The organism is Rhizobium sp. 1399 (assembly GCF_031455475.1).
In the GTDB taxonomy this organism is placed as follows: domain Bacteria; phylum Pseudomonadota; class Alphaproteobacteria; order Rhizobiales; family Rhizobiaceae; genus Rhizobium.
This window is the reverse complement of record NZ_JAVDSU010000005.1, coordinates 32,526-56,454: the sequence shown is the minus strand read 5'-3', so window position 1 is coordinate 56,454 and position 23,929 is coordinate 32,526. Positions and strand designations below refer to the sequence as shown.

Below are 23,929 nucleotides of genomic sequence, written 5' to 3'. Positions count from 1 at the left end.
AAAGCCGCCCGCAAGGGCGGCTTTTTCGTTTCAGCTGACGTTTCTGGCGACCATTGCCAGAATGATTTCGAAAAGTTCGCTTTCAGCCTGGCTGGCACTGATCTCGCCGGTTGCCGCAGCATAGGAGAGAGTTTCCGCAGCGCCGAGCATTGCCCAAAGGCTGGCTGACGCGATTGTCCCTGCACCAACGAAGGGAGTAAGCACGGATCTGCACTGGTCCATAAAAACCACCTGACACTTGTGCTTGACCTTTTCCAGCTCCGGAGAACTTGCCAAAGCGGCGATGACGTCAGGAATTTCGCGCCCCTGTGTGAGAACGCAATCGATAAAGGCGACCGCCATGACCTTGGCCTTGTCGCTCAATGCAGGTCCGCTTTCGCGAAGTGCAGTTTCCATCTGCGCCGTCTGCCGATCGTCGAATTCGCGGTAGAGTTCCGCAAGCAATCCCGGCCGCGTGCCGAAGTGATCATAGACGACAGGCTTTGCCACGCCGGCTTGTTCGGCGAGGCGCCCCAGCGTCAGCGCGTCCGTTCCTTCCTCCCTGATCAATCGCCACGAGACATCCAGGAGCTGGCGATGGCGTTCTTCTCTCGAAAGCCGGCGACGGGGGCGAGGAAGAGCGTCGATGTGGTCTTTGTCGGTGCTTGACATCGTAACCTACGAAAAGTAACTTACTAAAAGTAGCTTACGAAAAGTATATAAGCGATTGGCTTTGCTCGCAATCGCCGATCAGGAGGTTTCGACATGCATGCGCTCATCGTTCTCGCTCATCCCGATTTCGGCTCTCTCAGTCATGGCGTCGCCGCGGGAATTGCCGAAGGTATAACGGCTTCCGATGCCGGCAGCTCCTTCGAGATCGCAGACCTGACGGAAGAGGCTTTCGATCCCAGATTTAACGAGGCCGATATTGCGGCTCATCGCAGGAAAGCCGCGGCACCTGCCGATGTCGCCGCCGAGCAGGCAAGGATCGATCGCGCCGATGCGCTCGTATTGGTCTATCCTGTCTATTGGTGGTCCATGCCGGCATTGATGAAGGGCTGGATCGATCGTGTCTTTGCCAATGGCTGGGCTTATGACGACACGTCTGGCAAGGTTGTGAAAAAGTTAAGACATCTGCCAGTCCATCTCGTTGGCATCGGCGGTGCGGATGCCGGCACCTATGAGCGGCACGGCTATTTCAGCGCCATCAAGACGCAGATCAATCATGGCATTTTCGACTATTGCGGTGCTCCTGTGGTGACGTCGGAACTGCTTCTCGACTCGGATGCAGGAAATGGTGCCGCGCATATTGAGATGGCGCGCCGCATTGGCAGCGATATCTTCAACGCAGGCCATCGCGCCGCCAGCGGCGCGGTTTAACCCGAGCTGTGATCGCTGCTGCGGCAAAATAGCCTCCAGAAACGACATCTCCCGCTTGACTATGACCGGCTTCACCCATAAACACGGCGGCGGGACACTCCTCCCCAACGAGGAGCCATCTATCTGGAAGGGTAGCAATATGGCAAATACCGCAAAGCCGGACGTGCGTCCGCAAAACACTCATTTTTCTTCTGGCCCCTGCGCGAAACGTCCTGGTTGGACGCTCGAAGCCCTTTCCGATGCGGCCCTTGGCCGTTCGCACCGCGCGAAAGTCGGCAAGGCCAAGCTGAAGCAGGCGATCGATCTCACCCGCGAAATTCTGGAAGTGCCTGCGGATTACCGCATCGGCATCGTGCCGGCTTCCGATACCGGTGCCGTCGAGATGGCGCTTTGGTCGCTGCTCGGCGAGCGCGGCGTCGATATGGTCGCCTGGGAAAGCTTCGGCGCCGGCTGGGTTACCGATGTCGTCAAGCAGCTCAAGCTCAAGGACGTGCGCAAGATCGAAGCCGGTTACGGCGAACTTCCCGACCTTTCCACCGTCGATTTCGACCGTGACGTGGTCTTCACCTGGAACGGCACCACTTCTGGCGTCCGCGTTCCGAATGCCGATTTTATCCCGGCTGATCGCAAGGGCCTGACGATCTGCGATGCGACCTCGGCCGCCTTCGCGCAAAACCTCGATTTCGCCAAGCTCGACGTCGTCACCTTCTCCTGGCAGAAGGTTCTGGGCGGCGAGGGTGCGCATGGCATCCTCATCCTGTCGCCGCGTGCCGTCGAACGGCTCGTCTCCTATCAGCCGGCATGGCCGCTGCCGAAGATCTTCCGCCTGACTTCGGGCGGCAAGCTGATCGAAGGCATTTTCCAGGGCGAGACGATCAACACGCCGTCGATGCTCTGCGTCGAGGACTATATCGATGCGCTTCTCTGGGCCAAGCGGCTCGGCGGTCTCAAGGCTTTGATCGGCCGCGCTGACGCCAATGCAAAGGCTATTGCCGATTTCGTCGCCGCAAACGACTGGATCGCCAATCTGGCTGTCAAGCCGGAGACCGAATCCAACACCTCGATCTGCCTGAAGATCGTCGACAAGGATGTGGCTGCTCTCGATGCCGATGGTCAGGCGAATTTCGCCAAGGGTCTCGTCGCTCTCCTCGAAAAGGAAGGCGTCGCTTACGACATCGGCGCTTACCGTGACGCTCCGTCCGGCCTACGCATCTGGGCTGGTGCCACGATCGAAACCGCTGACATGCAGAAGCTGATGCCTTGGCTTTCCTGGGCCTTTGAAACCCAGAAAGCAACGCTTTCCCAGGCTGCTGCCTGACGTGATCGCATCCGGCTCCGCCTGATGGCGGAGCCTCGCATTCCGAATTCATTCATCGCTGAACTCTTTGAAGGAGGCCCTCATGGCACCTCGCGTTCTCGTATCCGACGAACTGTCGGAAACCGCTGTCCAGATTTTTCGCGATCGCGGCGTCGAAGTCGATTTCCAGCCGCAGCTCGGCAAGGACAAGGACAAGCTGTTCGAAGTCATCGGAAACTATGATGGTCTCGCCATCCGTTCCGCCACGAAGGTGACAGAGAAGATCATCGAAGCGGCCAAGAACCTCAAGGTCGTCGGCCGTGCTGGTATCGGCGTCGACAATGTCGATATCCCGGCCGCATCGCGCCGCGGTATCATCGTCATGAACACGCCCTTCGGCAACTCGATCACGACGGCTGAACATGCGATCGCCCTGATGTTTGCGGTTGCCCGCCAGCTTCCGGCTGCCGATACGTCCACGCAGGCCGGCAAGTGGGAAAAGTCGAAGTTCATGGGTGTCGAAATCACCGGCAAGACGCTCGGCGTCATCGGCGCCGGCAACATCGGCTCCATCGTCTGTGCCCGCGCCATTGGCCTGAAGATGCATGTCATCGCCTATGACCCGTTCCTCTCCAAGGAGCGCGCCGAGGAGATGGGCGTCACCAAGGTCGAGCTCGACGAACTGTTGGCCCAAGCCGATTTCATCACGCTGCATGTGCCCATGACCGACAGGACGCGCGGCATCCTGAACAAGGAAGCGCTTGCCAAGACCAAGCCCGGCGTTCGCATCATTAACTGCGCTCGCGGCGGTCTCGTCGATGAGGCAGCCCTTGCCGATGCCATCAGGTCCGGCCATGTCGCCGGTGCCGCCTTTGACGTCTTCGAAGTCGAACCCGCCAAGGAAAGCCCGCTCTTTGGGCTGCCGAACGTCGTCTGCACGCCGCATCTCGGCGCCTCGACCACCGAAGCGCAGGAAAACGTCGCTCTGCAGGTTGCCGAGCAGATGGCGGACTACCTCGTCAAGGGTGCGGTTTCGAACGCCATCAACATGCCGTCGATTACCGCTGAAGAAGCGCCGATCTTGAAGCCGTTCATCAAGCTTGCCGATGTTCTCGGCGCCTTCGTCGGCCAGGTCACGGAAGAGCCGATCAAGGAAATCGAAATCCTTTATGATGGCGTCACGGCCAACATGAACACCCGCGCGCTGACTTCGGCGGTTCTCGCCGGCCTGATCCGTTCGCAGGTGGCCGATGTCAACATGGTTTCGGCACCGATCATGATCAAGGAAAAGGGTGTTATCCTTTCCGAGGTCAAGCGCGACAAGTCGGGCGTCTTCGACGGCTACATCAAGCTGACGGTGACCACTGAATCCATGACGCGCTCGATTGCCGGCACGGTCTTCTCCGACGGCAAGCCGCGCTTCATCCAGATCAAGGGCATCAACCTCGACGCCGATGTCGGCAGCCACATGATCTACATCGCCAATACCGACGTTCCCGGCATGATCGGCTTCATCGGCACGACGCTTGGTGCTGCCGGCGTCAATATCGCCAACTTCCAGCTCGGCCGCGACAAACAGGGGGGCGATGCTATTGCTCTGCTCTATGTTGACGCCGCGGTTGACGATGTCGTTCTAGGCAAACTCACGGCCAATGCTGCGATCCGCCAGGCAAAGCTACTGGCCTTCAACGTCGACTGAGTTTTCCTCCCAAGGAAAGACATGAAAAACCGGCCCGGTCTCTGGGCCGGTTTTTTGCATGGTTCAGTGCATGTCGTTAGTAACCTGTGATCAGTGGCGGGTGGCGTTGGTGTCGTGATGCAGGAAAGTGTCTCTGCTCGCGTCGAAAACCCTGAAGAACTCGTCCCAGGAAATGTTCTCGACAGAGCTTTCCTGCCTGCCGAAATCAACGCCGACCAGGCCGCTTTTCATCCGGGCTGGATGGCCGCCGCGTGCTTCGATCCATTCCCGGATCTTATCATGATCTGTCATTGCGGGTGTGCCCATCATCGCCTCCCTGCCGATGGGTTGTATTTTCAATCGAAAATAACTCTTTGGAAATGATTTGGTTCCGCCCGACAATCAGCCGCGTGGCCGAGCCCTTGGCTTGGCCGGCCACTGAAATTTTCAACTGAGCCGCGAAATGGCCGGTTCGAGAAACTTTCACTGCTTATTTTAAGGGCGTGCGCTCAAAGTTTAGGCCCCTTATGATTGTGATTTTATTTAGCTTTCTCGGCTATACCACTTTCAATATTGGTTCCAATTTTGCGTGAATTTCTCAATGGCCTCGTTTCAGACGATATCCGGGCAGTCCGAAGCTCTTGTTGATGATTTCCGTTCGCTGTTTACGACGCATCCCTCTCCAATGTGGGTCTACGATCCGGATACGCTACGCTTCCTGATCGTCAATGATGCGGCGCTCATGCTCTATGGCTACAGCGCAGAGGACTATCAGGGCATGACCGTGCTCGATATCCGCCCAGCTGCCGAGCGCGAGCGGATGCTCAGCGCCGTTCATGATCGCACTGACATGGAGAAGGCCGAGCGCTGGACGCATCTGAAGGCCAATGGCGAGGCCATCGAGGTTCTGACCTACGGCCGGGAAGTGCGCTTCGAAGGAAGGGCTGCGATCCTGGCGATCGTGCAGGACCGTACCGAGGTGAATGCCGCGCAGCGCCAGATCACCGATACACGTTCGCTACTGGACAGCATCGTCGACAACCTGCCCGTTGGCGTCTTCGTGAAGGATATGGAAGAGGATGGCCGCTACATCCTGCTGAACGAGGCGTGCGGCGAGATCATGGGCTTTCATACCGGCGACGTGGTTGGAAGGACGGACCGGGATTTCTTCCCCTCTGAGCAGACCGACATCTTTCGCGAACAGGATCACGAAGCGTTCGTCGCCGGTGCGACGATCAGCTTCGAGGAGACAATGGAGCGAGCCGACGGTGGCCAGCGGATCCTTCGCACCGTCAAGCGTGCCCTGCCGGCGCCTGAAGGGAAGGAGCCGCGCTATCTGCTGGGCATCTCTCACGATGTGACGGAAGAGCGCGCAGTGGAGGCGAGGCTTGCGCATCTTGCTATGCATGACTCGCTGACGTGCCTGCCGAACCGCGCCGCCTTCTCCAAACATATCCGCAAGCAGGCCATTACCGCTTCTATCGAAAAGCCGGTGGCGCTGCTCTACATCGACGTCGACCACTTCAAGACGATCAATGACAGCAAGGGCCACGCCGCAGGCGATGCGCTTCTCTGCCAGGTGGCGGAGCGCTTGCTGGCACTTGGCGATGACGGCGACCTCGTGGCGCGTCTCGGCGGCGATGAATTCGCGGTCGTGCTGCAGCTTGTCGAGCCCGATCGGGCAGAGCGTTTCGCCGATCTGCTGCTCAAGTCGCTTGCCAGAGCTTTTGATCTTGATGGCACCCGGGAGCATGTCACCTGCAGCATCGGCATTGCGCTGGCGCCTGTCGATGCCGGCGAGGCCGATGTGCTGATGCGCCATGCCGACCTCGCGCTCTATGCCGCCAAGGAAAGCGGCCGCTCGACCTATCGTTTCTATGAGCCTGCGATGCGGCTCGAGGCCGAGCGTCGCCATCATCTGACCGGCGAACTGCGTAGTGCGCTGGAACACGGGCAGTTCGAGCTTTACTATCAGCCCATCGTCCAGCTCGAGGATGATGGAATCGGCGGTTTCGAAGCACTGATCCGCTGGCGGCATCCGGTGCGTGGTCTTGTGCCGCCGATGGAATTCATTCCGCTGGCGGAGGAGACGGGGCTAATTATTCCGATCGGCGACTGGGTGCTGCGGGAGGCCTGCCGTACGGCCGCTTCCTGGCCGGGCCATCTGAAGATCGCGGTCAATCTTTCCGTCAGCCAGTTCCGCCATGCGAGCCTGCTTTCCAGCGTTGTTGGCGCGCTTGATGAGGCGGGTCTGCGTCCCGAACGGCTGGAAATCGAAATCACTGAATCCGTCTTCCTGGCCGATGTGGCGCAGAGCCTGCCGCTGCTTCGGGCGTTGAAGGAACTCGGTGTGCGCATCGCGATCGACGATTTCGGCACGGGCTATTCGTCGCTCAGCTATCTGCGCGCCTTCACCTTCGACAAGATCAAGCTCGACCGCAGCTTCGTGTCCGGCATCGAGACCGATCCCGGCAATCTGGCCATCGTGCGGGCCGTGGCCGGCATCGGCTCCGGCTTCAATGCGGTTACGCTCGCCGAAGGCATCGAGACCGAGGAGCAATTGCAGCAGCTGCGGGCCGAAGGGTTTGGCGAAGTGCAGGGCTATCTTCTCGGCAGACCCATGCCGCAGCATGAGGCCGAAGCACTGATCTACGGACGCCAACTCAAGAAGGCATCAGCCTGAGATCATAGCATCGAAAGCATCGCCCGCCTTGCTGCGATAGCGCTCCTCATGGCGCAGGAGGAAGAAGGGACGGGGCAGGGGCGGCACATTCACCTCGGTGAGAAGACCGTTGCGCAGCTTCATGGAAACCACGCTCCGCGACACCAGCGTCGCGCCGATGCCAGCTTCAACGACGCCGACGAGCGGCTCGTTCTCCGGCAGCACCATCGCCACATCAAGCGCATCGATATCGAGGCCCGCCCTTTGCAGAAGGCTTTCGAAGGCGAGGCGGGTGCCGGACCCCTGTTCGCGCAGGACCCATTGCGTCTGAGAAAAATCGGTCGGGGCGCGTGATTTGCCGTCAGCCCATGGGTGGTTGGAAGCAACGACGACGATCATCTCGTCCAGGGCGATCTGCCTTGCCGAAACGCCGCGCCTGTCGCTCGGCCACTCGATGAGGCCTACCTCCACCTCGCCATTGGCAACGGCGTCAGACACTTCAGCAGTGTTGCCGATGCGGATTGCCAGTTCGATGCCGGGATAATTTCGGCGGAACGTGGCAAGTCGCGGCGATAGCCAATAGCCGCCGATCGTCTGGCTCGCCATGATCGTGAGCTCTCCATGCATGAGGCCGGAGAGGTCCATCAGGGCGGCCTCCGCCGCCTTTGCGCTGGTCAGTACGGCCTGTGCTTCCTTCAGGAACAACTGGCCGGTCCGGTTCAGCACGATCGAACGGCCAACCCGGTCGAAGAGGGTGACGCCGTGTCGTGTCTCCAATGCGGTGATTGCGGCGCTGACGGCCGACTGGGTCATGTTCAGGTGAGCTGCCGCCTTCGTGATGTGCTGACGCGCTGCCACCTCTACGAATATTCTCAGCTGCTCCAGTGTCATGTCGCCTCCATTAATCATTCGATTTTATCGAACGAAATGACAAAGATAAATCGTTGGAAGCGATTATTTGATGCCGGTATGAAAGCGGTCAACGAAAGGAATTCGCCATGACCGCGCTGCATCTATCTCCTTCTGTCCCGACTGTTCGCTTGCGGACGCATGTCCTGCGCCACTTCACGCCGAACTGGTTTGCGACGACAATGGGGACCGGCATCCTTGCCGTCTGCTTCGGTCAGTTTCCGGATTTGCCGACAGTCCACGCAGCAGGCGAGATGCTGTGGCTCGCGAATATCGGCCTGTTTGCAACATTGACCTGCATCTATGCCGGAAAGTGGCTGCTGTATCCCGACGCTGCACTCAGGGCATTCGACCATCCCGTCGTTTCGATGTTCTTCGGCTGCATTCCGATGGGCCTTGCGACCATCGTCAATGGTTTCTTGATCTTCGGACCGGGCCTTTTAGGTGAGGCGAGCGTCTCTATCGCAGCGGAGCTGTGGTGGTTGGATGCAGCGCTGGCGGTTCTGGCGGGTCTTGCCATTCCACTGGTCATGTTCACGCGGCAGCAGCATGCAATCGAGCATATGAGCGCCGTTTGGCTGTTGCCGATCGTGGCCTCTGAGGTCGCAGCTGCAAGCGGCGGATTATTGGTGCCGCATCTTGCCGAAGGCGCGCAGCTTCCGGTGCTTTTTGCGAGCTTCGTGCTCTGGTCCTGCTCGGTGCCGCTGGCGCTCGGCATTCTCGTCATCCTCTTCCTGCGCCTGGCTCTGCACAAGCTGCCGCACGCCAGCATGGCAGCGACGAGTTTTCTTGCCCTCGGTCCTGTTGGTACCGGCGCACTCGGCCTTGCTCTGTTTTCCACCAATGGCGGGCAAGCTCTTGCAACCGGCGGCCTTGGTACGCTGGCTCCGGCGATCTCGGGTGCGGCTTTGCTTGGTGCTGTCCTGCTGTGGGGCTATGGCCTCTGGTGGCTTGGCCTGGCGGTCGCCATCACCATCAACCACCTGCGGCAGGGCTTGCCCTTCAATCTCGGCTGGTGGGGTTACACCTTCCCGATCGGCGTCTATGCCGTCGCGACGCTGCGGCTTGCCGGTATCTTTCCGTTGCCGGCGCTGACAGGGTTCGGGGAGGTTCTGATCGCAGCCCTTGCCGTAATTTGGGTCGTCGTCGCCATCCGCACGAGTTGCGGCGCCTATAATGGTTCGCTCTTCGTCGATCCGAGCCTGGAGAGTTGATCGCTTGGCGCTTACACAACTGCCTCAATCATTCGTTATTTTGAGAATGCTAGTCAGCATTGCATACTCTCGGCGGGGCTGAAAAAGGAGGATCACATGAAACGCTACACGCTGTCGATGATCGGTCTGGCGCTCGTGACTGCCATCATCGCCAATCCGGGCATCGCACTTGCCTGCAACAAACTGATCGGCACCTGAGCCGATACCACCCATCCTTTTCTTAAAGGCGCAGCTCCGGCTGCGCCTTTTTTGATGCCTTTCCCTTTTCCATGCTGCGTTGCACCCTAACTGTGCGCGCATGACGGAGTTTCTGGACGATATCCGCGCAGAAGGCGTCTGGCTGCCGGACTGGCTTGCAAGTGCCATCATCTTCGCCGCGGTCACCTCTCAGTTACGCTTTTTGCGCATCGCATTCTCTTCCGCCTGCTGACGCGGCTGGTTGAAAGCAAGGATCTCTTCTGGCGTTCGCTCGTCTCGCGCCTGAAGCGTGTCGTGCGGCTTGCAATGCTGGTGGCCGGCCTTTCCTTTGGGGCGACGGTCGCGCCGCTGACGGACATGCAGTCGGCAACCGTTCGTCACATCCTGCTCATTTTCTTCATCGTGCTCGTCGCCTGGATGGCCAGGATCGTCAAACATATCTGGATGACGGTCTATCTCAGGCGCTTCAAGCTCGATGCCGAGGATAATCTTCTGGCACGCAAGCACGTGACGCAGACGCGTATCATGGAGCGCGTCGCCGATCTGCTGATCGTCGTCGTGGCGATATCGGCCTGCATGATGACTTTCGATGCGGTCCGGCAATATGGTGTCAGCCTGCTCGCCTCCGCCGGTGTGGCGGGTATCGTCGTCGGTCTCGCGCTCCAGCCTGTGCTGAAAAACCTGTTTGCCGGCATTCAGCTCGCCATCACGCAGCCGATCCGCATCGACGATGCGCTGCTGGTAGAAGGCGAGTGGGGCAGGGTGGAAGAGATCACCTCGACCTATGTTGTCGTGCAATTGTGGGATTGGCGGCGGATGATCCTGCCGCTCAGCTACTTCATCGAGAACCCGTTCCAGAATTGGACGCGCGAAAGCTCGGCGCTGATCGGCACTGTCATGATTTATCTCGATTACAGCGTGCCCGTCGCCGCCATCCGAAAGAAGGTCGAGGAGATCGCGCAGGGCTCGAAGTTCTGGGATCGCCGTGTGGTCAATATCGCAGTGACCGATTTCCGCGAAGCGGTGATGGAAATCCGCATTCTCGTATCGGCATCGAATTCCGGCCGCACTTTTGATCTGCGCTGCGAGGTTCGCGAGAAGCTGATCGATTTCATCCAGCGCGAATATCCGGCATCCTTGCCGCGCATGCGGGCAGTGATGAGCGAGCCACCCGCTCGAGACCGGCGCGAGGCGGCAGAATAGATCTACCGCACCGGCGCTTCTGCTTCGCCTTCCACCGGCGTCGTAGCGATCTGGGATTGCGCATCACCGGAGGCGACGGCTGCGGGCAGAGGCACCTGGCGCTTGCGTTCGCGGATCAGCGTCAGGAGGCCTGAGCAGATGATGAGCACGATGCCGAGAGCCATAGGCAGGTCGACGCTGTCGTTGAAGAACAAATAACCGAAGGCGATTGCCCAGATCATCTGGCTATATTGCGGTGTCGCGACCAGCGTTGCCGGGGCGAGGCGGGCTGCCGTCATCAGCATGACGTTGCCGGCGGCACCAAGCAAGCCGTAGCTTGCGAGAAACAACCATTGTTGCGGCGTTGGCACGACCACTTGCGACAGCATGAGCAGGCCGCTGACGATGAGCGTGCCGAGCAGCGAGGCGCCATAAAGCGAGAGGCGCTTTTCGGCCGGGCCGAGCTTGCGCAGGATGACGATGGCAATGGCTGCCGCGATCGCTCCAATAGTCGCAGCCAGATGGCCGACGGACAGTTCGCGGAAACCCGGCCTGAGAACCACGAGCACCCCGAGGAAGCCGACGATGACGGCGGCCCAGCGCTGCCAGCGCACGTCTTCCTTCAGGAAGATCACCGAGAGGATGGTGACGAAGGAGGGCAGCAGGAAGAGCAGGCAGAAGGCCTCTGCCATCGGCAGCTTGGTGAAGGTGATGATGGAGGCGATTGCGCCGGTTGCACCGGCGGCAAAGCGCACCAGCCAGAGCGGCCGGTTCGTCGTCCTGAAAATGTCCAGCCATGAATCGCTTGGCCCCTTGATGAAGGGCAGGGCTGCCAGGCTGAGGATCGCACCCGTAAAGGCGACCTGGAAGGAAGGAACCGTGCCGTGCAGGGCCTTGATGGACGCATCGCTGAAGGCAAAGACGGCATAGGCCGCAAATGCGACAAGGACGCCACGAAGCGTGGTGGAGGCGGCTGTCATTTATCCGAATCTTTTAAGAGGTGGGTCATTTCATCTACGTGATTAAATACGGCCTATCAAAGGTCGATTGCGAATAGCTGCAATGCGTGACCCGCGCATGACGCTGCCGGAAACGCCGGCCCTTGCGCGGAGACGCAATAGTTTCTATATCCGTCACCCATGCAAGCTGGCGGCCGATCCCGCCGGAACACAGGAAATCCGCCACATTCCGACGTGAGAAAAGGCGGATCGAAACAGCACAGAATTTGGCAGTACCCCGTGAACACACTGGATTTTGACAAGAAGCCGGAAGACACCCGTGTCGTCGTCGCCATGTCTGGCGGCGTTGACAGCTCCGTCGTGGCCGGGCTTCTCAAACGCCAGGGATATGATGTGCTTGGCATCACGCTGCAGCTTTACGATCATGGCGCTGCGGTTCACCGCGCCGGCTCCTGCTGCGCGGGCCAGGATATCGACGACGCACGCCGTGTCTGCGAGACGCTCGGTATTCCGCATTACGTGCTCGACTACGAGAAGCGGTTCCGCGAAACCGTCATCAATCCCTTTGCCGAGAGCTATGTAGCCGGCGAGACGCCGATCCCCTGCGTTGCCTGCAACCAGACGGTCAAGTTCGCCGATCTTCTGGCGACAGCCAAGGAACTCGGCGCCGATGCGCTGGCGACCGGCCATTATATTCGGTCGCGTCCAAACCCATCGTCCTACAATCCCGGGCGTCGCGCGCTTTATCGCCCTGCTGATGCCGACCGCGACCAGAGTTATTTCCTCTTCGCCACGACGCAGGAGCAGATCGACTATCTGCGCTTCCCGCTCGGCGGTCTGCCAAAGTCGGAAACCCGCCGACTGGCCGAAGAGATGGGCCTTGTTGTCGCCAAGAAGGCCGACAGCCAGGACATCTGTTTTGTGCCGCAGGGCAAGTATTCCGACATCATCACCAAGCTGAAGCCGAATTCGGCTTTGGCCGGTGATATCGTTCATCTCGACGGTCGCATCCTCGGCCAGCACGAGGGTATCCTGCATTACACGATCGGCCAGCGCCGCGGCATCGGCATTGCCACCGGCGAGCCGCTCTATGTCGTCTTTCTCGACGCTCGCTCGCGCCGCGTCATCGTCGGTCCGAAGGAAGCGCTGGAAACGCATCGCGTCTATCTACGCGACGTCAACTGGCTGGGTGACGAGACACTTCAGGTCGCGGCGTCAGGCGAAGGCTTTGCCTGCTACGCCAAGGTGCGCTCCACCCGTGCGCCGGCGCCTGCCGTGCTGCACATCGATGCAAGTGGCGTCTATGTCGACCTGACGGTCGGCGAGGCGGGCATTGCGCCCGGCCAGGCCTGCGCGCTCTATTCGGCACCCGGCGATGACGCCCGCGTCTTCGGCGGCGGCTTCATCGAACGTTCCGAGCGCGAGCCTGACGCAGAAGCCTCGCTGAAGGCGCTGCTTTCCAACTACGCGATGGCCTGAAACGGCGAAAAACGTCACTTCGGAAAGCCCACCGTTTTTCTCCATCATGTGCTTGACACAAAGCGGAAGCGCACCTTATAAGCCGCACATCCCACGAACCGGAAGCGCTTCGCGAACGGTATCGTTTGACCAGTGGCGGAGTAGCTCAGTAGGTCAGAGCAGAGGAATCATAATCCTTGTGTCGGGGGTTCAAATCCCTCCTCCGCTACCACTTGTCCCCGAAATTAAAACTATCAGTGCGCGCTCGTAGCGCAGGCGATATAATTTCGTCGGAAGACGCTTCGTCATCGGGGGTGCGTGATGAAATATGCTGTTGTCGCAATTCTTCTTCTCGCTGCTGGCTGCAGCACGACGACGGAAGACCAGCCTATCCCAGGCAGCCTGACCTATGGCGGCAAGGTTATCCATTCGCCCTATAAGCCCGGCACGGTGGTGAAGCATACTTTCCTCGGCAAATTTGGCGTTCGGCAGTTCGAACGTTATGTCGTTCAGCCTGACGGTACGCTCAAGCTTGCCTCCCGTATTGAAAGCGAAGATTTCCTCTGGGACTGAAGAGGGGTGTCAGCTTCGCCTGATGTTGACCTACGTCAAGGCGCGGGATTACGATCACTGCTGAATTCCCTTCTTATTTGAATTCAGCCAGCAGAACGGATCTCCCATGTACAATCGCATATTGCTGCCCACCGACGGTTCGGAACTTGCCGGTCGGGGTGTCGATCATGGTCTTGCGCTTGCCAAGGCGCTTAACCTTCCCGTGACCGTTATCAGCGTCATCGTGCCGCTGACCGGTTTTGCGCTGCAAGGGATCGTGCAGGCTGAGGCGATGGACAGCTATAATGAGGGCCGCCGGAAGGAGATCGAGGATCTGGAAAAGATCATCGGGGAAAAAGCGAAGAGCGCCGGCGTCGTCGCCGACTTCGTCAGCAAGGTGCATCTTTCGCCGGCAGTCGCCATTCTGGAAACGGCAGCAGAGCGGGGCTGCGGCCTGATCGTTATTTCCTCGCATGGCCGCCGCGGGATCTCGCGGCTCATGCTCGGCAGTCAGACGTCCGAGGTCCTTTCCGAGGCGGCTATCCCGGTGCTGGTGGTAAAGTAGGCGGCTTAGTTTTCCGTCAGGGCGGCGAGGGACGCCGTGCGCTCGGCGGTGTGATCTGCCGTCTTGGTGGACACCGTTCCGCTTTCCTCGCGGTCGTCGGCTTCGTCAGGGCTACCCGCTGCCGGTGTCATGTAGAAGGCCAGCATTTCCTCCAGGCGGGAGGCAGTGAGGCTGGTGGCGAAACCCTTCATGGCTTTCCTCGGCGGCGTTTCCAGTTGTGAAATTTCATAGCCTACGTTCAGGCCGGTCCGGAACAAGGGCCGCGAGGTTGTCACCAACTTTCGAAGATCGGCATTTAAAGCGTCTTGCAATCTTTCAGCTTCGCTTAGCGCTGTCGCAACCGCTGCACATTCCTGCGCGACATGCTTTAGTCGCGGATAAGTTCCAGGCAGAACTCGATAAAGGCGTTGACCTTGGCCGGTACATGATGCCGGGAAGGGTGGACAGCATAGAGGGGGAAAGTTTCGCCCGGCCAGTCTGGATAGAGCTCTACAAGGCGTCCGTCGGCAAGCAGGTCCTTGACGCTGAGGGCAAGAACCTGGGCGATGCCGGCGCCGGCAAGGCAGGCATCGAGCATGGTGCCGGGGTCGCTCATCAGAAGCGGTCCACGGGCGTCGAGCGGCACGATCTTCTTGCCCCTGTGCAGTTCCCATTCGAAAGTCTGGCCTATCAGCGGATCGCGGAACTGGATGCAGGAGTGATTGGCGATTTCGGCAGGTGTCCTCGGCATGCCGTGCTCTGCGAGATAGGCAGGTGTGGCGACCGTGAGAACGCGGGTCTCCATCAGCTTGCGGGCGATGCGCGACGAGTTCGGCTGCTGGCCGAAGCGGATGGCGATATCGATGCCGTCGGCGACGAGATCACTCATCAGGTCGCGGGTTATCAATTCGAGTTCCAGTGCCGGATAGCGGGTCATGAACTGCTTCAGATGCGGCGCCAGCACCATGCGGGAAAAGATCGGATCGACATCGACGCGCAGGCGGCCGCGCACGGTCAGAGACGCACCTGATGCAAGCGTCGCGGCTTCCTCTATGCCATCGAGATGCGGAGCGACCTGTTCGTAGAAACGGGCGCCTTCGTCCGTCAGCCGTACCGAGCGGGTGGTACGGTCGAGCAGGCGCACGCCGACACGGGCCTCCAGTCTCGATATGGCGCGGCTGACCCCGGAGGCTGAAAGGCCGAGCGCATCGGCTGCCCTGACGAAGCTGCCGCTTTCGACCACCGCGGCGAGCGTGCTGACACCGGAAAGCAGGCGGCCGTCGAATGCCATGGATCACTCCTGATTTGATGTCATTGATGATGTTAAGGAAGTGCAGCCTAGTCAACAACGTCGGCACCTTATCGCTGCCCGTATGGATCCAAAAACCGGCCTGATGGAACATCTTCCCTCCAATTTGGTTTCTCCCGCACAGATTGGAGGATCAAGCGATGACCCAATATGGTGACGACAAGAACCGAATCGTGGATGAGAATACCGGCATGCCACTCGGGCAGGCATCCTATGAAGAGGAGAAAGTGCTCGCCGATGAGCGGCGTAGCGTCTCGCTCTGGGGTGTGCTCGCAGCCGGCATTCTGGTCATTCTGATCGCTGCGGTGAGCTTTGCCATCTGGCCGGGCACGACCACAGAACCGGCTTCGACCGCATCCACAACGCCCAATGCGATCACCGGGCAGCCTTCGGGTGCCGGTACTTTAGACAACAATCCGGCGACCGGCTCCATCAAGCCGCTGGAGCCGACAGATCGCAACCCGACGCCTGACGGCAGCGGGCCGACGGGCGCGACCGCACCAAACGGCACGCAGAACGGCCAGTAACTTCGCATCACGGCTGGGGAAGGGCCGCGCGGTTTCCGCGCGGCCCTTTTCATATCAGGGAGCATCCCTTTCAGGCTGCGGGCCATTTCCAGTTGCGCACGTCCGGCATGTCCTCGCCATATTCGCGGACATAGGCATGATGCTCGACGAGCTTGGCCCTCAGGCTTTCCAGCACTTCAGGCACTTTCTCCTTCAGGCCCGGAACGCGTTCGATAGCCTCGATGGCGAGGTGGAAGCGGTCGAGTTCGTTGAGCACTGTCATGTCAAAGGGCGTGGTTGTCGTGCCCTCTTCGATGAAGCCGCGCACATGGATGTTGCGGTGGTTGGTGCGCTTATAGGTCAGCCGGTGGATGAGGTAGGGATAGCCGTGATAGGCGAAGATCACCGGCCTGTCCTTCGTGAAGATTGCGTCGAAGGCCTCGTCCGTCAGGCCGTGCGGATGCTGATCCTGCGATTGCAGGGCGAGAAGGTCGACCACGTTGACGGTGCGGATCTTCAGCTCCGGAATATGCCGATGCAGCAGATCGACGGCAGCGAGCGTCTCCATGGTCGGTACGTCGCCGGCGCAGGCCATGACGACATCGGGCGCGACCGTATCGTCCTCGTGGCTCGCCCAGTTCCAAATGCCGATGCCGGTTTCGCAGTGTTTCACCGCCTCGTCCATGGTCAGCCATTGTGGCTCTGGCTGCTTGCCGGCGACGATGACGTTGATGCGGTCGTAGGTCTTCAGGCAATGATCACCGACCCAGAGCAGGGTGTTGGCGTCCGGCGGCAGGTAAATACGGACGATATCGGCCTTCTTGTTGGCGACGAGATCGACGAAGCCGGGGTCCTGATGCGAGAAGCCGTTATGGTCCTGCCGCCAGACATGCGAGGTCAAGAGATAGTTGAGCGAGGAGATCGGCTTCCTCCATTCCAGTTCGCGGGTGACCTTCAGCCACTTGGCATGCTGGTTGAACATGGAATCGATGATGTGGATGAAGGCCTCGTAGCAGGAAAACAGGCCATGCCGGCCCGTCAACAGGTAGCCTTCCAGCCATCCCTGGCAAAGATGTTCGCTCAGCACTTCCATGACGCGGCCGTCGCTGGCGAGGCTCACGTCATAGGGTTCGATCTTCTCCATCCAGACGCGATCGGTGACTTCAAAGACGCTGCCGAGACGGTTTGATTCCGTTTCGTCGGGGCCGAAGATGCGAAAGTTCGCGTTGGCTTCATTGAGCTTCATCGTGTCGCGCAGGTAATGGCCGAGGATTTCGGTGGATTGCACCATCTCAGCCCCGCGTTTTTCCACCTTTACCTCATAGGTGCGGATATCGGGCGCGATCAGCTCCTTGCGCAGCCGGCCGCCATTGGCGTGCGGATTGGCACCCATGCGGCGTTTTCCTGAGGGGGCCAGCGCCCGCAGTTCCGGCTTCAGTGTGCCCGAGGCATCGAAGAGGTCTTCGGGATCGTAACCGCGCATCCAGTCTTCGAGGATTTTCCGGTGTCCGTCGTTCTCCCGGCAATTGGAAACCGGCACTTGATGGGCGCGCCAGAAGCCTTCGACCTTTTTGCCATCCACTTCTTTCGGGCCAGTCCAGCCCTTGGGGCTGCGCAGCACGATCATCGGCCAACGCGGGCAGGCCTGCGGAGCCGTGCCGTCGCGTGCCTCTTTCTGAATTGCCCGAATGCGGTCGAAGATCTTGTCGAAGGCGGCGGCCATCTGCTGATGCATCTTTGCCGGCTCGTGGCCTTCGACGAAGAAGGGCTCGTAACCATAGCCTTTGAACAAATGCGTCAGATCTTCGTCGCTCGCCCGGCCGAGGATGGTTGGATTGGCGATCTTGTAGCCGTTCAGATGCAGGATCGGCAGGACGGCGCCGTCGCGGGCGGGGTTCAGGAACTTGTTGGAATGCCAGCTTGCCGCCAGCGGCCCGGTCTCGGCTTCGCCGTCGCCGATGACGCAGGCGACGATCAGATCGGGATTATCGAAGGCTGCGCCGTAGGCATGGACGAGCGCATAGCCGAGTTCGCCGCCCTCATGGATGGAGCCGGGCGTTTCCGGCGCTGCATGGCTCGGGATGCCGCCGGGGAAGGAGAACTGGCGGAAGAGCCTGCGCATGCCGTCCTCGGTCTCGGCGATATCGGGATAGATCTCGCTGTAGATGCCTTCGAGATAGGTATTGGCGACCATGCCCGGTCCGCCATGGCCGGGACCGCACATATAGATGACGTCGAGATCGCGGGCCCGGATGACACGGTTCAGATGTGCATAGATGAAGTTGAGGCCGGGCGTGGTACCCCAGTGGCCGAGCAGGCGGGGCTTGATATGTTCCGGCTTCAGGGGCTGGCGCAGGAGAGGATTGGACAGGAGATAGATCTGCCCGACCGAGAGATAATTGGCGGCACGCCAGTAGCGGTCGATGAGTGTGAGTTCGGCGTCTGACAGAACTGCTGGAGTCGAGACATGCTTTTCCATGGATTTCTCCCGTTTAAACTTGTTCAACGTCAATTCTAGCGGCTGGCGCTGGCATGCATTTGATCTGGATCATCAGGAGCGAAGAATAGAGAGTGCTTCCTGCGCGATAATCTGTTCTTCGTCGGTTGCAATGACATGCGCCGTTATGCGGCTTGCGGGTGTCGTGATTGTGAAGCCGTTGGCGGCATTCGCCTTTTCATCGACGGCAAGACCGAGCCAACTCAAGCGCTGGAGGACTGCTGCGCGGATCTGCGGCTGATGCTCGCCGATGCCGGCCGTAAAGACGATGGCGTCGAGCCCGCCGAGCGTCACCGACATGCGGCCGATCTCGCCTGCGATGCGCAATGTGAAGAGGTCGAGCGCCTCCTGGGCTTCTGCGCGGTCATCCTCGAGAAGATCGCGGGTATCGGCATTGATGCCGGAGACACCGAGCAGGCCGGAGCGATGGTAGAGCAGATCTTCTACCTGATCGGCGGACTGCTTCCTCTGCTGCAGCAGATGCAAGATCACGCCGGGATCGAGCCAGCCGGGCCTTGTGGCCATGGGAATGCCGTCCAGCGTGGAAAAGCCCATGCTGCAATCGCGACTGATGCCCTTTTCCAGAGCGCAGAGGCTTGCGCCGCTACCGAGATGGGCGGCGACGATTTTCGCTTTGTTCGACAGCCTGCGGCTTACCTCCCCTGCGATGAATTTGTAGGAGAGGCCATGAAAGCCGTAGCGCTTGATGCCCTCGTCATGAAGCGCGCGGGGGATGGCGAAGCGGCGGACGAGATCGGTCTGCGTGGCATGAAAGGCGGTATCGAAGGAAGCCGTCTGGGCAAGCTGTGGCTTCAGGTGCTTCAGGGCGCGGATGAAGCGAAGCGCCTGCGGCTGATGAAGGGGTGCGAGCGGCGTGAGCGCGTCGACCGCCGCGATTGCGGCATCATCGAGCGCGGTTGCCGCGGTAAAACGGTCGCCGCCATGGACGACGCGGTGGCCGGCAGCGCGGACGTCACCGATATCGAAATGCTCCGAGAGCAGTTTGAACGTTTCGTCGATGACGGCGTGCAGATCGTCTGTCAGTTCCGCCTTCAACGGTGTATCAAATGCCTGCGGACCTTCCGTCAGCTTGAAGGCGAGTGGGTTGGAGCGGAAGTCGATCATGCCCTTGCCGATGCGGCGCACCTTTGCATCCTCGATTGCGAAGATGCCGATCTTCACCGTCGACGAGCCGGCATTGAAGGTCAGGAGAAGGTCGGTCGACGGCATTTTGCTTGATGCTCCCCGGCAAGCGTGACGATGACGAACTTAGCGTCATCGTGCCGGGTGGGAAGTCTTTTGCGTCCCGGCAGGCAATTTTTGGTTGCTGATTTCGGTTCCGGATCCGGATGGCGGGAATGGTCGCGTCATGAGGGCTTCACGCTAGGGATTTATTAACAAACGGCAATTTGCAAATGGAACAAGGAACTATGCCATGGCCGACATTGCCCCCAGCCATAGCGACGCTTCCCATCCGCTGTATCATTCGAACTCCGCCGGCAAATGGTTCCTGCCGGTGTTCGGGCTCGTTGTGGTCTGCGGTCTCGGATATGTCGGCTATGCCCTCGCCCGTGATCTGACTGCCGCAGTTGCCGTTCCCTGGCTGCTTCTCGGCCTTGCGCTGCTGATCGCGCTCGGCTTCGAGTTCGTCAACGGTTTCCACGATACGGCCAATGCCGTGGCGACCGTTATCTATACGCGCTCCATGCCGGCGGAAATTGCCGTCATCTGGTCGGGCTTCTTCAATTTTCTCGGTGTCTTGACGTCGACGGGCGCCGTCGCCTTCGGCATCCTGGCCTTGTTACCGGTCGAGCTCCTCCTGCAGGTCGGCTCCGGCTCGGGTCTGGCCATGGTCTTCGCTCTATTGATAGCAGCGATTGTCTGGAACCTTGGTACCTGGTATCTCGGCCTGCCGTCATCGAGCTCGCATACGCTGGTCGGCTCGATCATTGGTGTCGGCCTCGCCAACCAGTTCCTGGCGCCGGCAGGCTCGGCCACCAGCGGTGTGGACTGGTCGCAGGCGACCAACATTGGCCTGTCACTCCTGATTTCGCCAATCATCGGTTTCGGCCTTTCGGCCATCCTGCTCGTTGTTATGAAGTTCCTGGTGCGCAAACCCGAGCTCCATCAGGAGCCGAAGGGCAACCAGCCGCCGCCGTTATGGATCCGCGCCATCCTGATCTTCACCTGCACGGGCGTCAGCTTCGCCCATGGCTCGAATGACGGCCAGAAGGGCATGGGTCTCATCATGCTCATCCTGATCGGTCTGGTGCCGACCGCCTTCGCGCTGAACCGCACGCCTGACGTCAACTATCTCGAAGCCTACAAATCGGCTTCGGCGCAGGTGGAAACGGCGCTCGGCAAATATATAAAGCCGGGCGTGACCGTTACCGATTTCAAGGCTGAAGTCGGCAATGCCGTCAAGAACAAGGTCTGGACGGATGCGACCACGCCGGCGCTGCAGCAGTATATCCATCAGACGAGCGCCGAAGTCGCCGCTTTCCCGACGCTGGAAGCCGTTCCGACCAATCTCGTCAGCAACGTCCGCAACGACATTTACCTGATCGGCGAGGCGCTGAAGCTCATCGACAAGCAGAAGCTGCTGCCGATGGATGCCAGCGATCTCAAGGCCGTCACCGGCTATCACGCGGCGGTGGACAATGCGACGAAGTTCATCCCCTTGTGGGTGAAGGTCGCCGTTGCGCTGGCGCTCGGCCTCGGCACCATGGTCGGCTGGAAGCGCATCGTCGTGACGGTTGGTGAGAAGATCGGCAAAACGCACCTGACCTACGGCCAGGGTGCCGCCGCGGAAGTCGTCGCCATGGTGACGATCGCCTCGGCCGACCATCTCGGCCTGCCGGTTTCGACCACGCATGTTCTGTCTTCCGGTGTGGCGGGCACGATGGCTGCGAACGGCTCGGGCCTGCAATGGTCCACCGTGCGCAACATGCTCATGGCCTGGGTGCTGACGCTGCCGGCCTCGATCGCGATCGCCTTCCTGCTGTTCGTGATCCTGCGGCAAGTCTTCTAGTTTAAAGCATTTCCGTTTTTCTTCGAAACACGGAAATGCTTTATCTCTTTGTTTTCACGCAATTCCGGACGCAAAACCGCTTCACACTTTTGCTGGAATTGCTTTATTCAGGCCGTAGAGGCCAGATTGGTATTCTGGCTTTCGATGAAGATGCCCGCCTCCGCGGCGGGCATCGCCTTGCCGAAGAGATAGCCCTGACCGATGTCGCAGCCAAGCTGCAGTAGATAGGCGAGCTGGGCGTGCTCCTCGACGCCTTCAGCCGTTGTCTTGATGTTGAGGCTTCTTCCGAGAGCGAGCATGGCGCGGACGATCTTTTCCTGCTTCTCGTCCTCCCGGCAGGTGGCGATGAAACTCTTGTCGATCTTGATTTTGTCGAAGCGATAACGGGCGAGCTGAGCAAGGCTCGAATAGCCCGTGCCGAAATCATCGAGCGCGATCTGTACGCCCGCTTTATGCAACTCATCGAGAATATGGGCCGCGATCGCCGGATCCTGGACCAGCGCGTTTTCGGTGATTTCAACTTCCAGTCGCCTGGCGGGCAGGCGGCTTGCAGCGAGCACTTTGAAGATGCGCGAGGGAAGGAGTTTATCCTCCATCTGCACGGGTGACACGTTGAAGGAAAGCCTTACATCGTCAGGCCAGGCGAGGGCATCGCTGCAGGCCTGGGTGAGAAGGTTTTCGAACAGTTCGGTGATCATGCCGGTTTCTTCGGCGATGCCGATGAAGACCGGAGGCGGAATATTCATGCCGTCCTCGTCGGTCCATCGGGCCAGCGCCTCGAAGCCGCAGAGCCTGCCGCTCCTGAGATCGATCAGCGGCTGATAGTAGGTCTTGATCGCCTTGTTCTGAATGGCGCCGCGCAACTTGGTTTCGAGCGATGCGCGTTCCGCCACCTTGTCCTGCATGGACGTTTCGAAGATCAGTTGATGATTGGGCCCGCGCGATTTCGCCTCGTACATGGCGAGGTCGGCGCGGTGAGCGGCATCCTCCAGCGGCTCTGCGCCTTCGCTCCAGCGGTCGTAGCCCACGCTGGCGCCAACCTCTACGGCAAAGCCATCGATTAGGATGGGGCGGGTAACCGCCTGGATGAGCACTTTGGCAAACCATTCCTCCCGCGCCGCTGTCATGCCGAGGGCGATGATGATGAATTCATCCCCGCCGAAACGGTAGACGCAGTCGGCATTGCCCAACGCGCAAATGCGCTTGGCCACTTCCACCAGCAGAACGTCGCCGCCCTTATGGCCGACGAGGTCGTTGACCTTCTTGAAGCCGTCGAGATCGACGGAGAAGATAGTGACGTTGCTCTTGGCCTCTTCGGGAAGATTGCCGTCCTTATCGGCGGGCTTGGGCAGGATCTTGCGTTCGAAGGCGTAGCGGTTCGGAAGCTTGGTCAGATGATCGTGGGTGGCGGTCCAGTCGGCGCGCGCCTGGGCGGAGTCGCGAAGCTGCATCTCCTTGCGAAGGTCGGCAATGCGCAACACGGAATAGATGAAGCTCATCGCGCCGGCGATGCCGAGGGCCAGCACGAACTTATCGGCACCGTAATTCTCGAAGGTGCTCATGAAGGAAACGAGCCAGTTATCGACATCCAGCAGGGTGGCCGAAATCCACAGCACTGCACCGAGCGCCATGATCGTCAGACATTGCCTTCCCGCCCTGCTCCTGAAGAATTCCGGCATGAGCTTCTCCATCTCCACCCGGGGCGGAAATATCATGAAAGTCTGAAATGTTTATTGAAACCTGAAGGCGAATTGTTGGAGGCCATGCCATGCATTCGGTAGCACTTTCATCGGAAGCGAGTGTGCGGAACACCGAATTTTACCGGCGATTTGAAACCTTTGGCCGCTTGCCGCTTTATGCTTTCGCAACGGATGCAGGCAGATGTCCCTCTTCTATTTCAAGACCATAGACAATGACGGCACGGTTCCCGGCGATCTGCCGTTCGAATTTCCCGATCTTTTCGCCGCCGTGGAAGAGGCAAAGCATGTGCTGGCCGAAATGGCGCTCGACGGTTTGCCGCAATGGCCGGGCGGATCGCTGGGCATAGAAGTGCAGAACGGTGATCACTCTCCGATCGTGCGACTGCGGCTGGAACTGAAAGTGGATTACATCCGGCCGGCCTGAGCGGAACCAATATTGCGTCGAAGCCGTTTTCCGCGAACATTCACGAGAGAGGACAATCTCATGCAACTTGTCGGCACCCAGGTCATCCCCGCCTACGGCGGCAAAGGCGGTTTCACGGTCGAGTTCGTGGGCGACGGCGGCGAAGTCGTCTCCGTGCAGATCAAGAACGTCCCCGGCCAGCAATTGAACCGGCTGAATGCGGTCGAAAAGGCGAGGGAAGTGATGAGCCGTTTTGCCACGGCGAAGATCCGGGACGACGATGATGGTGGCGCCAGCGTGCTCCGGAGTGCCCGTGCGGCGGGTGACACGGGAACGATGGAAGAGCAGCTTGACGAAGGGCTGGAAGGCACCTTCCCCGCCAGCGATCCAGTCTCGGTCACCAACACCGCAATCCCCAAGGGAAGCAAACACTGATCTACCCTTTTATGGTCGCTATGCCTGAAAGCGCCC

General features: G+C 59.8%; 22 protein-coding genes and 1 tRNA gene. 14 read left to right on the top strand and 9 right to left on the bottom strand.

Annotated features, from left to right (window positions below; genetic code table 11):
* Positions 1 to 30: 30 nt before the first annotated feature.
* Positions 31 to 651: a TetR/AcrR family transcriptional regulator gene (locus J2X71_RS17685; RefSeq protein WP_113323789.1), complete on the bottom strand. Its 621-nt coding sequence runs from the start codon at positions 649 to 651 to the stop codon at positions 31 to 33.
* Between the two features lie 93 nt (positions 652 to 744).
* On the opposite strand from J2X71_RS17685, the gene J2X71_RS17680 reads away from it, so the two are divergent.
* The 3 genes from J2X71_RS17680 to serA all read left to right on the top strand — a co-directional run bounded on the left by J2X71_RS17680 (position 745) and on the right by serA (position 4,355).
* Positions 745 to 1,359 (top strand): NAD(P)H-dependent oxidoreductase, encoded by a 615-nt coding sequence (locus J2X71_RS17680; RefSeq protein WP_310383406.1) that lies wholly within the window; start codon positions 745 to 747, stop codon positions 1,357 to 1,359.
* A gap of 139 nt (positions 1,360 to 1,498) precedes the next feature.
* The gene (locus J2X71_RS17675; RefSeq protein ID WP_310383404.1) at positions 1,499 to 2,677 is read left to right on the top strand and encodes a phosphoserine transaminase; all 1,179 of its coding nucleotides are present in this window, start codon (positions 1,499 to 1,501) and stop codon (positions 2,675 to 2,677) included.
* 82 nt (positions 2,678 to 2,759) lie between these two features.
* A complete protein-coding gene (serA, locus tag J2X71_RS17670) occupies positions 2,760 to 4,355 on the top strand; it encodes a phosphoglycerate dehydrogenase (RefSeq protein WP_310383403.1) in 1,596 nt (531 codons plus the stop codon).
* Between the two features lie 90 nt (positions 4,356 to 4,445).
* Here serA and J2X71_RS17665 read toward each other — a convergent pair whose 3' ends face one another.
* Positions 4,446 to 4,664: a hypothetical protein gene (locus J2X71_RS17665; RefSeq protein ID WP_113323785.1), complete on the bottom strand. Its 219-nt coding sequence runs from the start codon at positions 4,662 to 4,664 to the stop codon at positions 4,446 to 4,448.
* A gap of 271 nt (positions 4,665 to 4,935) precedes the next feature.
* Between J2X71_RS17665 and J2X71_RS17660 the strand changes: the two genes are divergently transcribed.
* Entirely contained in the window at positions 4,936 to 7,017 is a 2,082-nt protein-coding gene (locus tag J2X71_RS17660) for an EAL domain-containing protein (protein ID WP_310383401.1), read from the top strand.
* On the opposite strand, the gene J2X71_RS17655 is transcribed toward J2X71_RS17660, so the two are convergent.
* Positions 7,009 to 7,887, bottom strand: a complete 879-nt coding sequence (locus J2X71_RS17655; protein ID WP_310383399.1) for a LysR substrate-binding domain-containing protein — start codon at positions 7,885 to 7,887, stop codon at positions 7,009 to 7,011. The two genes, J2X71_RS17660 and J2X71_RS17655, sit on opposite strands and share 9 nt — an antisense overlap.
* A 107-nt stretch (positions 7,888 to 7,994) precedes the next feature.
* Here J2X71_RS17655 and J2X71_RS17650 point away from each other — a divergent pair, with 107 nt between their 5' ends.
* Positions 7,995 to 9,119 carry a TDT family transporter gene (locus J2X71_RS17650; RefSeq protein WP_310383397.1) on the top strand — a complete coding sequence of 375 codons (1,125 nt, stop codon included), beginning with the start codon at positions 7,995 to 7,997 and terminating at the stop codon, positions 9,117 to 9,119.
* A gap of 492 nt (positions 9,120 to 9,611) precedes the next feature.
* Entirely contained in the window at positions 9,612 to 10,520 is a 909-nt protein-coding gene (locus tag J2X71_RS17645; RefSeq protein WP_310383395.1) for a mechanosensitive ion channel family protein, read from the top strand.
* Between the two features lie 2 nt (positions 10,521 to 10,522).
* Here the strand turns inward: J2X71_RS17645 and J2X71_RS17640 are convergent, their stop codons facing one another.
* A complete protein-coding gene (locus tag J2X71_RS17640) occupies positions 10,523 to 11,479 on the bottom strand; it encodes a DMT family transporter (RefSeq protein WP_310383393.1) in 957 nt (318 codons plus the stop codon).
* Positions 11,480 to 11,737: 258 nt separating this feature from the next.
* Between J2X71_RS17640 and mnmA the strand changes: the two genes are divergently transcribed.
* The 4 genes from mnmA (at position 11,738) to J2X71_RS17620 (ending at position 14,033) form a co-directional block, all read left to right on the top strand.
* Positions 11,738 to 12,937, top strand: coding sequence for a tRNA 2-thiouridine(34) synthase MnmA (mnmA, locus tag J2X71_RS17635; RefSeq protein ID WP_310383391.1), 1,200 nt, complete (start codon positions 11,738 to 11,740; stop codon positions 12,935 to 12,937).
* Positions 12,938 to 13,071: 134 nt separating this feature from the next.
* Positions 13,072 to 13,148 (top strand) — tRNA-Met (locus tag J2X71_RS17630).
* An 89-nt stretch (positions 13,149 to 13,237) separates the two neighbouring features.
* Positions 13,238 to 13,489, top strand: coding sequence for a hypothetical protein (locus J2X71_RS17625; RefSeq protein WP_310383390.1), 252 nt, complete (start codon positions 13,238 to 13,240; stop codon positions 13,487 to 13,489).
* A 106-nt stretch (positions 13,490 to 13,595) separates the two neighbouring features.
* Positions 13,596 to 14,033, top strand: a complete 438-nt coding sequence (locus J2X71_RS17620; protein WP_007827014.1) for a universal stress protein — start codon at positions 13,596 to 13,598, stop codon at positions 14,031 to 14,033.
* A gap of 5 nt (positions 14,034 to 14,038) precedes the next feature.
* On the opposite strand, the gene J2X71_RS17615 is transcribed toward J2X71_RS17620, so the two are convergent.
* Together J2X71_RS17615 and J2X71_RS17610 are read right to left on the bottom strand one after the other, a co-directional pair.
* Complete coding sequence (locus J2X71_RS17615) at positions 14,039 to 14,224, bottom strand: hypothetical protein (RefSeq protein ID WP_310383387.1); 186 nt, start codon at positions 14,222 to 14,224, stop codon at positions 14,039 to 14,041.
* A 176-nt stretch (positions 14,225 to 14,400) separates the two neighbouring features.
* The gene (locus tag J2X71_RS17610; RefSeq protein WP_310383385.1) at positions 14,401 to 15,303 is read right to left on the bottom strand and encodes a LysR family transcriptional regulator; all 903 of its coding nucleotides are present in this window, start codon (positions 15,301 to 15,303) and stop codon (positions 14,401 to 14,403) included.
* 158 nt (positions 15,304 to 15,461) lie between these two features.
* Between J2X71_RS17610 and J2X71_RS17605 the strand changes: the two genes are divergently transcribed.
* On the top strand, positions 15,462 to 15,848 hold the full coding sequence (locus J2X71_RS17605; RefSeq protein WP_310383384.1) for a hypothetical protein: 387 nt from the start codon (positions 15,462 to 15,464) through the stop codon (positions 15,846 to 15,848).
* Positions 15,849 to 15,918: 70 nt separating this feature from the next.
* On the opposite strand, the gene J2X71_RS17600 is transcribed toward J2X71_RS17605, so the two are convergent.
* Together J2X71_RS17600 and J2X71_RS17595 are read right to left on the bottom strand one after the other, a co-directional pair.
* Positions 15,919 to 18,306 (bottom strand): phosphoketolase family protein, encoded by a 2,388-nt coding sequence (locus tag J2X71_RS17600; protein WP_310383382.1) that lies wholly within the window; start codon positions 18,304 to 18,306, stop codon positions 15,919 to 15,921.
* A gap of 72 nt (positions 18,307 to 18,378) precedes the next feature.
* Positions 18,379 to 19,554 (bottom strand): acetate/propionate family kinase, encoded by a 1,176-nt coding sequence (locus J2X71_RS17595; protein WP_310383381.1) that lies wholly within the window; start codon positions 19,552 to 19,554, stop codon positions 18,379 to 18,381.
* Positions 19,555 to 19,759: 205 nt separating this feature from the next.
* Between J2X71_RS17595 and J2X71_RS17590 the strand changes: the two genes are divergently transcribed.
* Positions 19,760 to 21,355: an inorganic phosphate transporter gene (locus tag J2X71_RS17590; RefSeq protein ID WP_310383380.1), complete on the top strand. Its 1,596-nt coding sequence runs from the start codon at positions 19,760 to 19,762 to the stop codon at positions 21,353 to 21,355.
* Positions 21,356 to 21,462: 107 nt separating this feature from the next.
* Here J2X71_RS17590 and J2X71_RS17585 read toward each other — a convergent pair whose 3' ends face one another.
* Entirely contained in the window at positions 21,463 to 23,034 is a 1,572-nt protein-coding gene (locus J2X71_RS17585) for a bifunctional diguanylate cyclase/phosphodiesterase (protein WP_310383378.1), read from the bottom strand.
* Positions 23,035 to 23,236: 202 nt separating this feature from the next.
* Here J2X71_RS17585 and J2X71_RS17580 point away from each other — a divergent pair, with 202 nt between their 5' ends.
* Together J2X71_RS17580 and J2X71_RS17575 are read left to right on the top strand one after the other, a co-directional pair.
* Complete coding sequence (locus tag J2X71_RS17580; RefSeq protein ID WP_113323771.1) at positions 23,237 to 23,479, top strand: DUF6894 family protein; 243 nt, start codon at positions 23,237 to 23,239, stop codon at positions 23,477 to 23,479.
* Positions 23,480 to 23,539: 60 nt separating this feature from the next.
* Entirely contained in the window at positions 23,540 to 23,893 is a 354-nt protein-coding gene (locus tag J2X71_RS17575) for a hypothetical protein (protein ID WP_310383375.1), read from the top strand.
* The last annotated feature ends 36 nt before the right edge of the window (positions 23,894 to 23,929 follow it).

What these genes read in the sequence shown, in the direction of transcription:
- J2X71_RS17685 (WP_113323789.1), bottom strand. Translation starts at nt 651, where the DNA reads ATGTCAAGCACCGACAAAGACCACATCGACGCTCTTCCTCGCCCCCGT.
- J2X71_RS17680 (WP_310383406.1), top strand. Translation starts at nt 745, where the DNA reads ATGCATGCGCTCATCGTTCTCGCTCATCCCGATTTCGGCTCTCTCAGT.
- J2X71_RS17675 (WP_310383404.1), top strand. Translation starts at nt 1,499, where the DNA reads ATGGCAAATACCGCAAAGCCGGACGTGCGTCCGCAAAACACTCATTTT.
- serA (WP_310383403.1), top strand. Translation starts at nt 2,760, where the DNA reads ATGGCACCTCGCGTTCTCGTATCCGACGAACTGTCGGAAACCGCTGTC.
- J2X71_RS17665 (WP_113323785.1), bottom strand. Translation starts at nt 4,664, where the DNA reads ATGATGGGCACACCCGCAATGACAGATCATGATAAGATCCGGGAATGG.
- J2X71_RS17660 (WP_310383401.1), top strand. Translation starts at nt 4,936, where the DNA reads ATGGCCTCGTTTCAGACGATATCCGGGCAGTCCGAAGCTCTTGTTGAT.
- J2X71_RS17655 (WP_310383399.1), bottom strand. Translation starts at nt 7,887, where the DNA reads ATGACACTGGAGCAGCTGAGAATATTCGTAGAGGTGGCAGCGCGTCAG.
- J2X71_RS17650 (WP_310383397.1), top strand. Translation starts at nt 7,995, where the DNA reads ATGACCGCGCTGCATCTATCTCCTTCTGTCCCGACTGTTCGCTTGCGG.
- J2X71_RS17640 (WP_310383393.1), bottom strand. Translation starts at nt 11,479, where the DNA reads ATGACAGCCGCCTCCACCACGCTTCGTGGCGTCCTTGTCGCATTTGCG.
- J2X71_RS17625 (WP_310383390.1), top strand. Translation starts at nt 13,238, where the DNA reads ATGAAATATGCTGTTGTCGCAATTCTTCTTCTCGCTGCTGGCTGCAGC.
- J2X71_RS17620 (WP_007827014.1), top strand. Translation starts at nt 13,596, where the DNA reads ATGTACAATCGCATATTGCTGCCCACCGACGGTTCGGAACTTGCCGGT.
- J2X71_RS17615 (WP_310383387.1), bottom strand. Translation starts at nt 14,224, where the DNA reads ATGAAGGGTTTCGCCACCAGCCTCACTGCCTCCCGCCTGGAGGAAATG.
- J2X71_RS17610 (WP_310383385.1), bottom strand. Translation starts at nt 15,303, where the DNA reads ATGGCATTCGACGGCCGCCTGCTTTCCGGTGTCAGCACGCTCGCCGCG.
- J2X71_RS17605 (WP_310383384.1), top strand. Translation starts at nt 15,462, where the DNA reads ATGACCCAATATGGTGACGACAAGAACCGAATCGTGGATGAGAATACC.
- J2X71_RS17600 (WP_310383382.1), bottom strand. Translation starts at nt 18,306, where the DNA reads ATGGAAAAGCATGTCTCGACTCCAGCAGTTCTGTCAGACGCCGAACTC.
- J2X71_RS17595 (WP_310383381.1), bottom strand. Translation starts at nt 19,554, where the DNA reads ATGCCGTCGACCGACCTTCTCCTGACCTTCAATGCCGGCTCGTCGACG.
- J2X71_RS17590 (WP_310383380.1), top strand. Translation starts at nt 19,760, where the DNA reads ATGGCCGACATTGCCCCCAGCCATAGCGACGCTTCCCATCCGCTGTAT.
- J2X71_RS17585 (WP_310383378.1), bottom strand. Translation starts at nt 23,034, where the DNA reads ATGCCGGAATTCTTCAGGAGCAGGGCGGGAAGGCAATGTCTGACGATC.
- J2X71_RS17580 (WP_113323771.1), top strand. Translation starts at nt 23,237, where the DNA reads ATGTCCCTCTTCTATTTCAAGACCATAGACAATGACGGCACGGTTCCC.
- J2X71_RS17575 (WP_310383375.1), top strand. Translation starts at nt 23,540, where the DNA reads ATGCAACTTGTCGGCACCCAGGTCATCCCCGCCTACGGCGGCAAAGGC.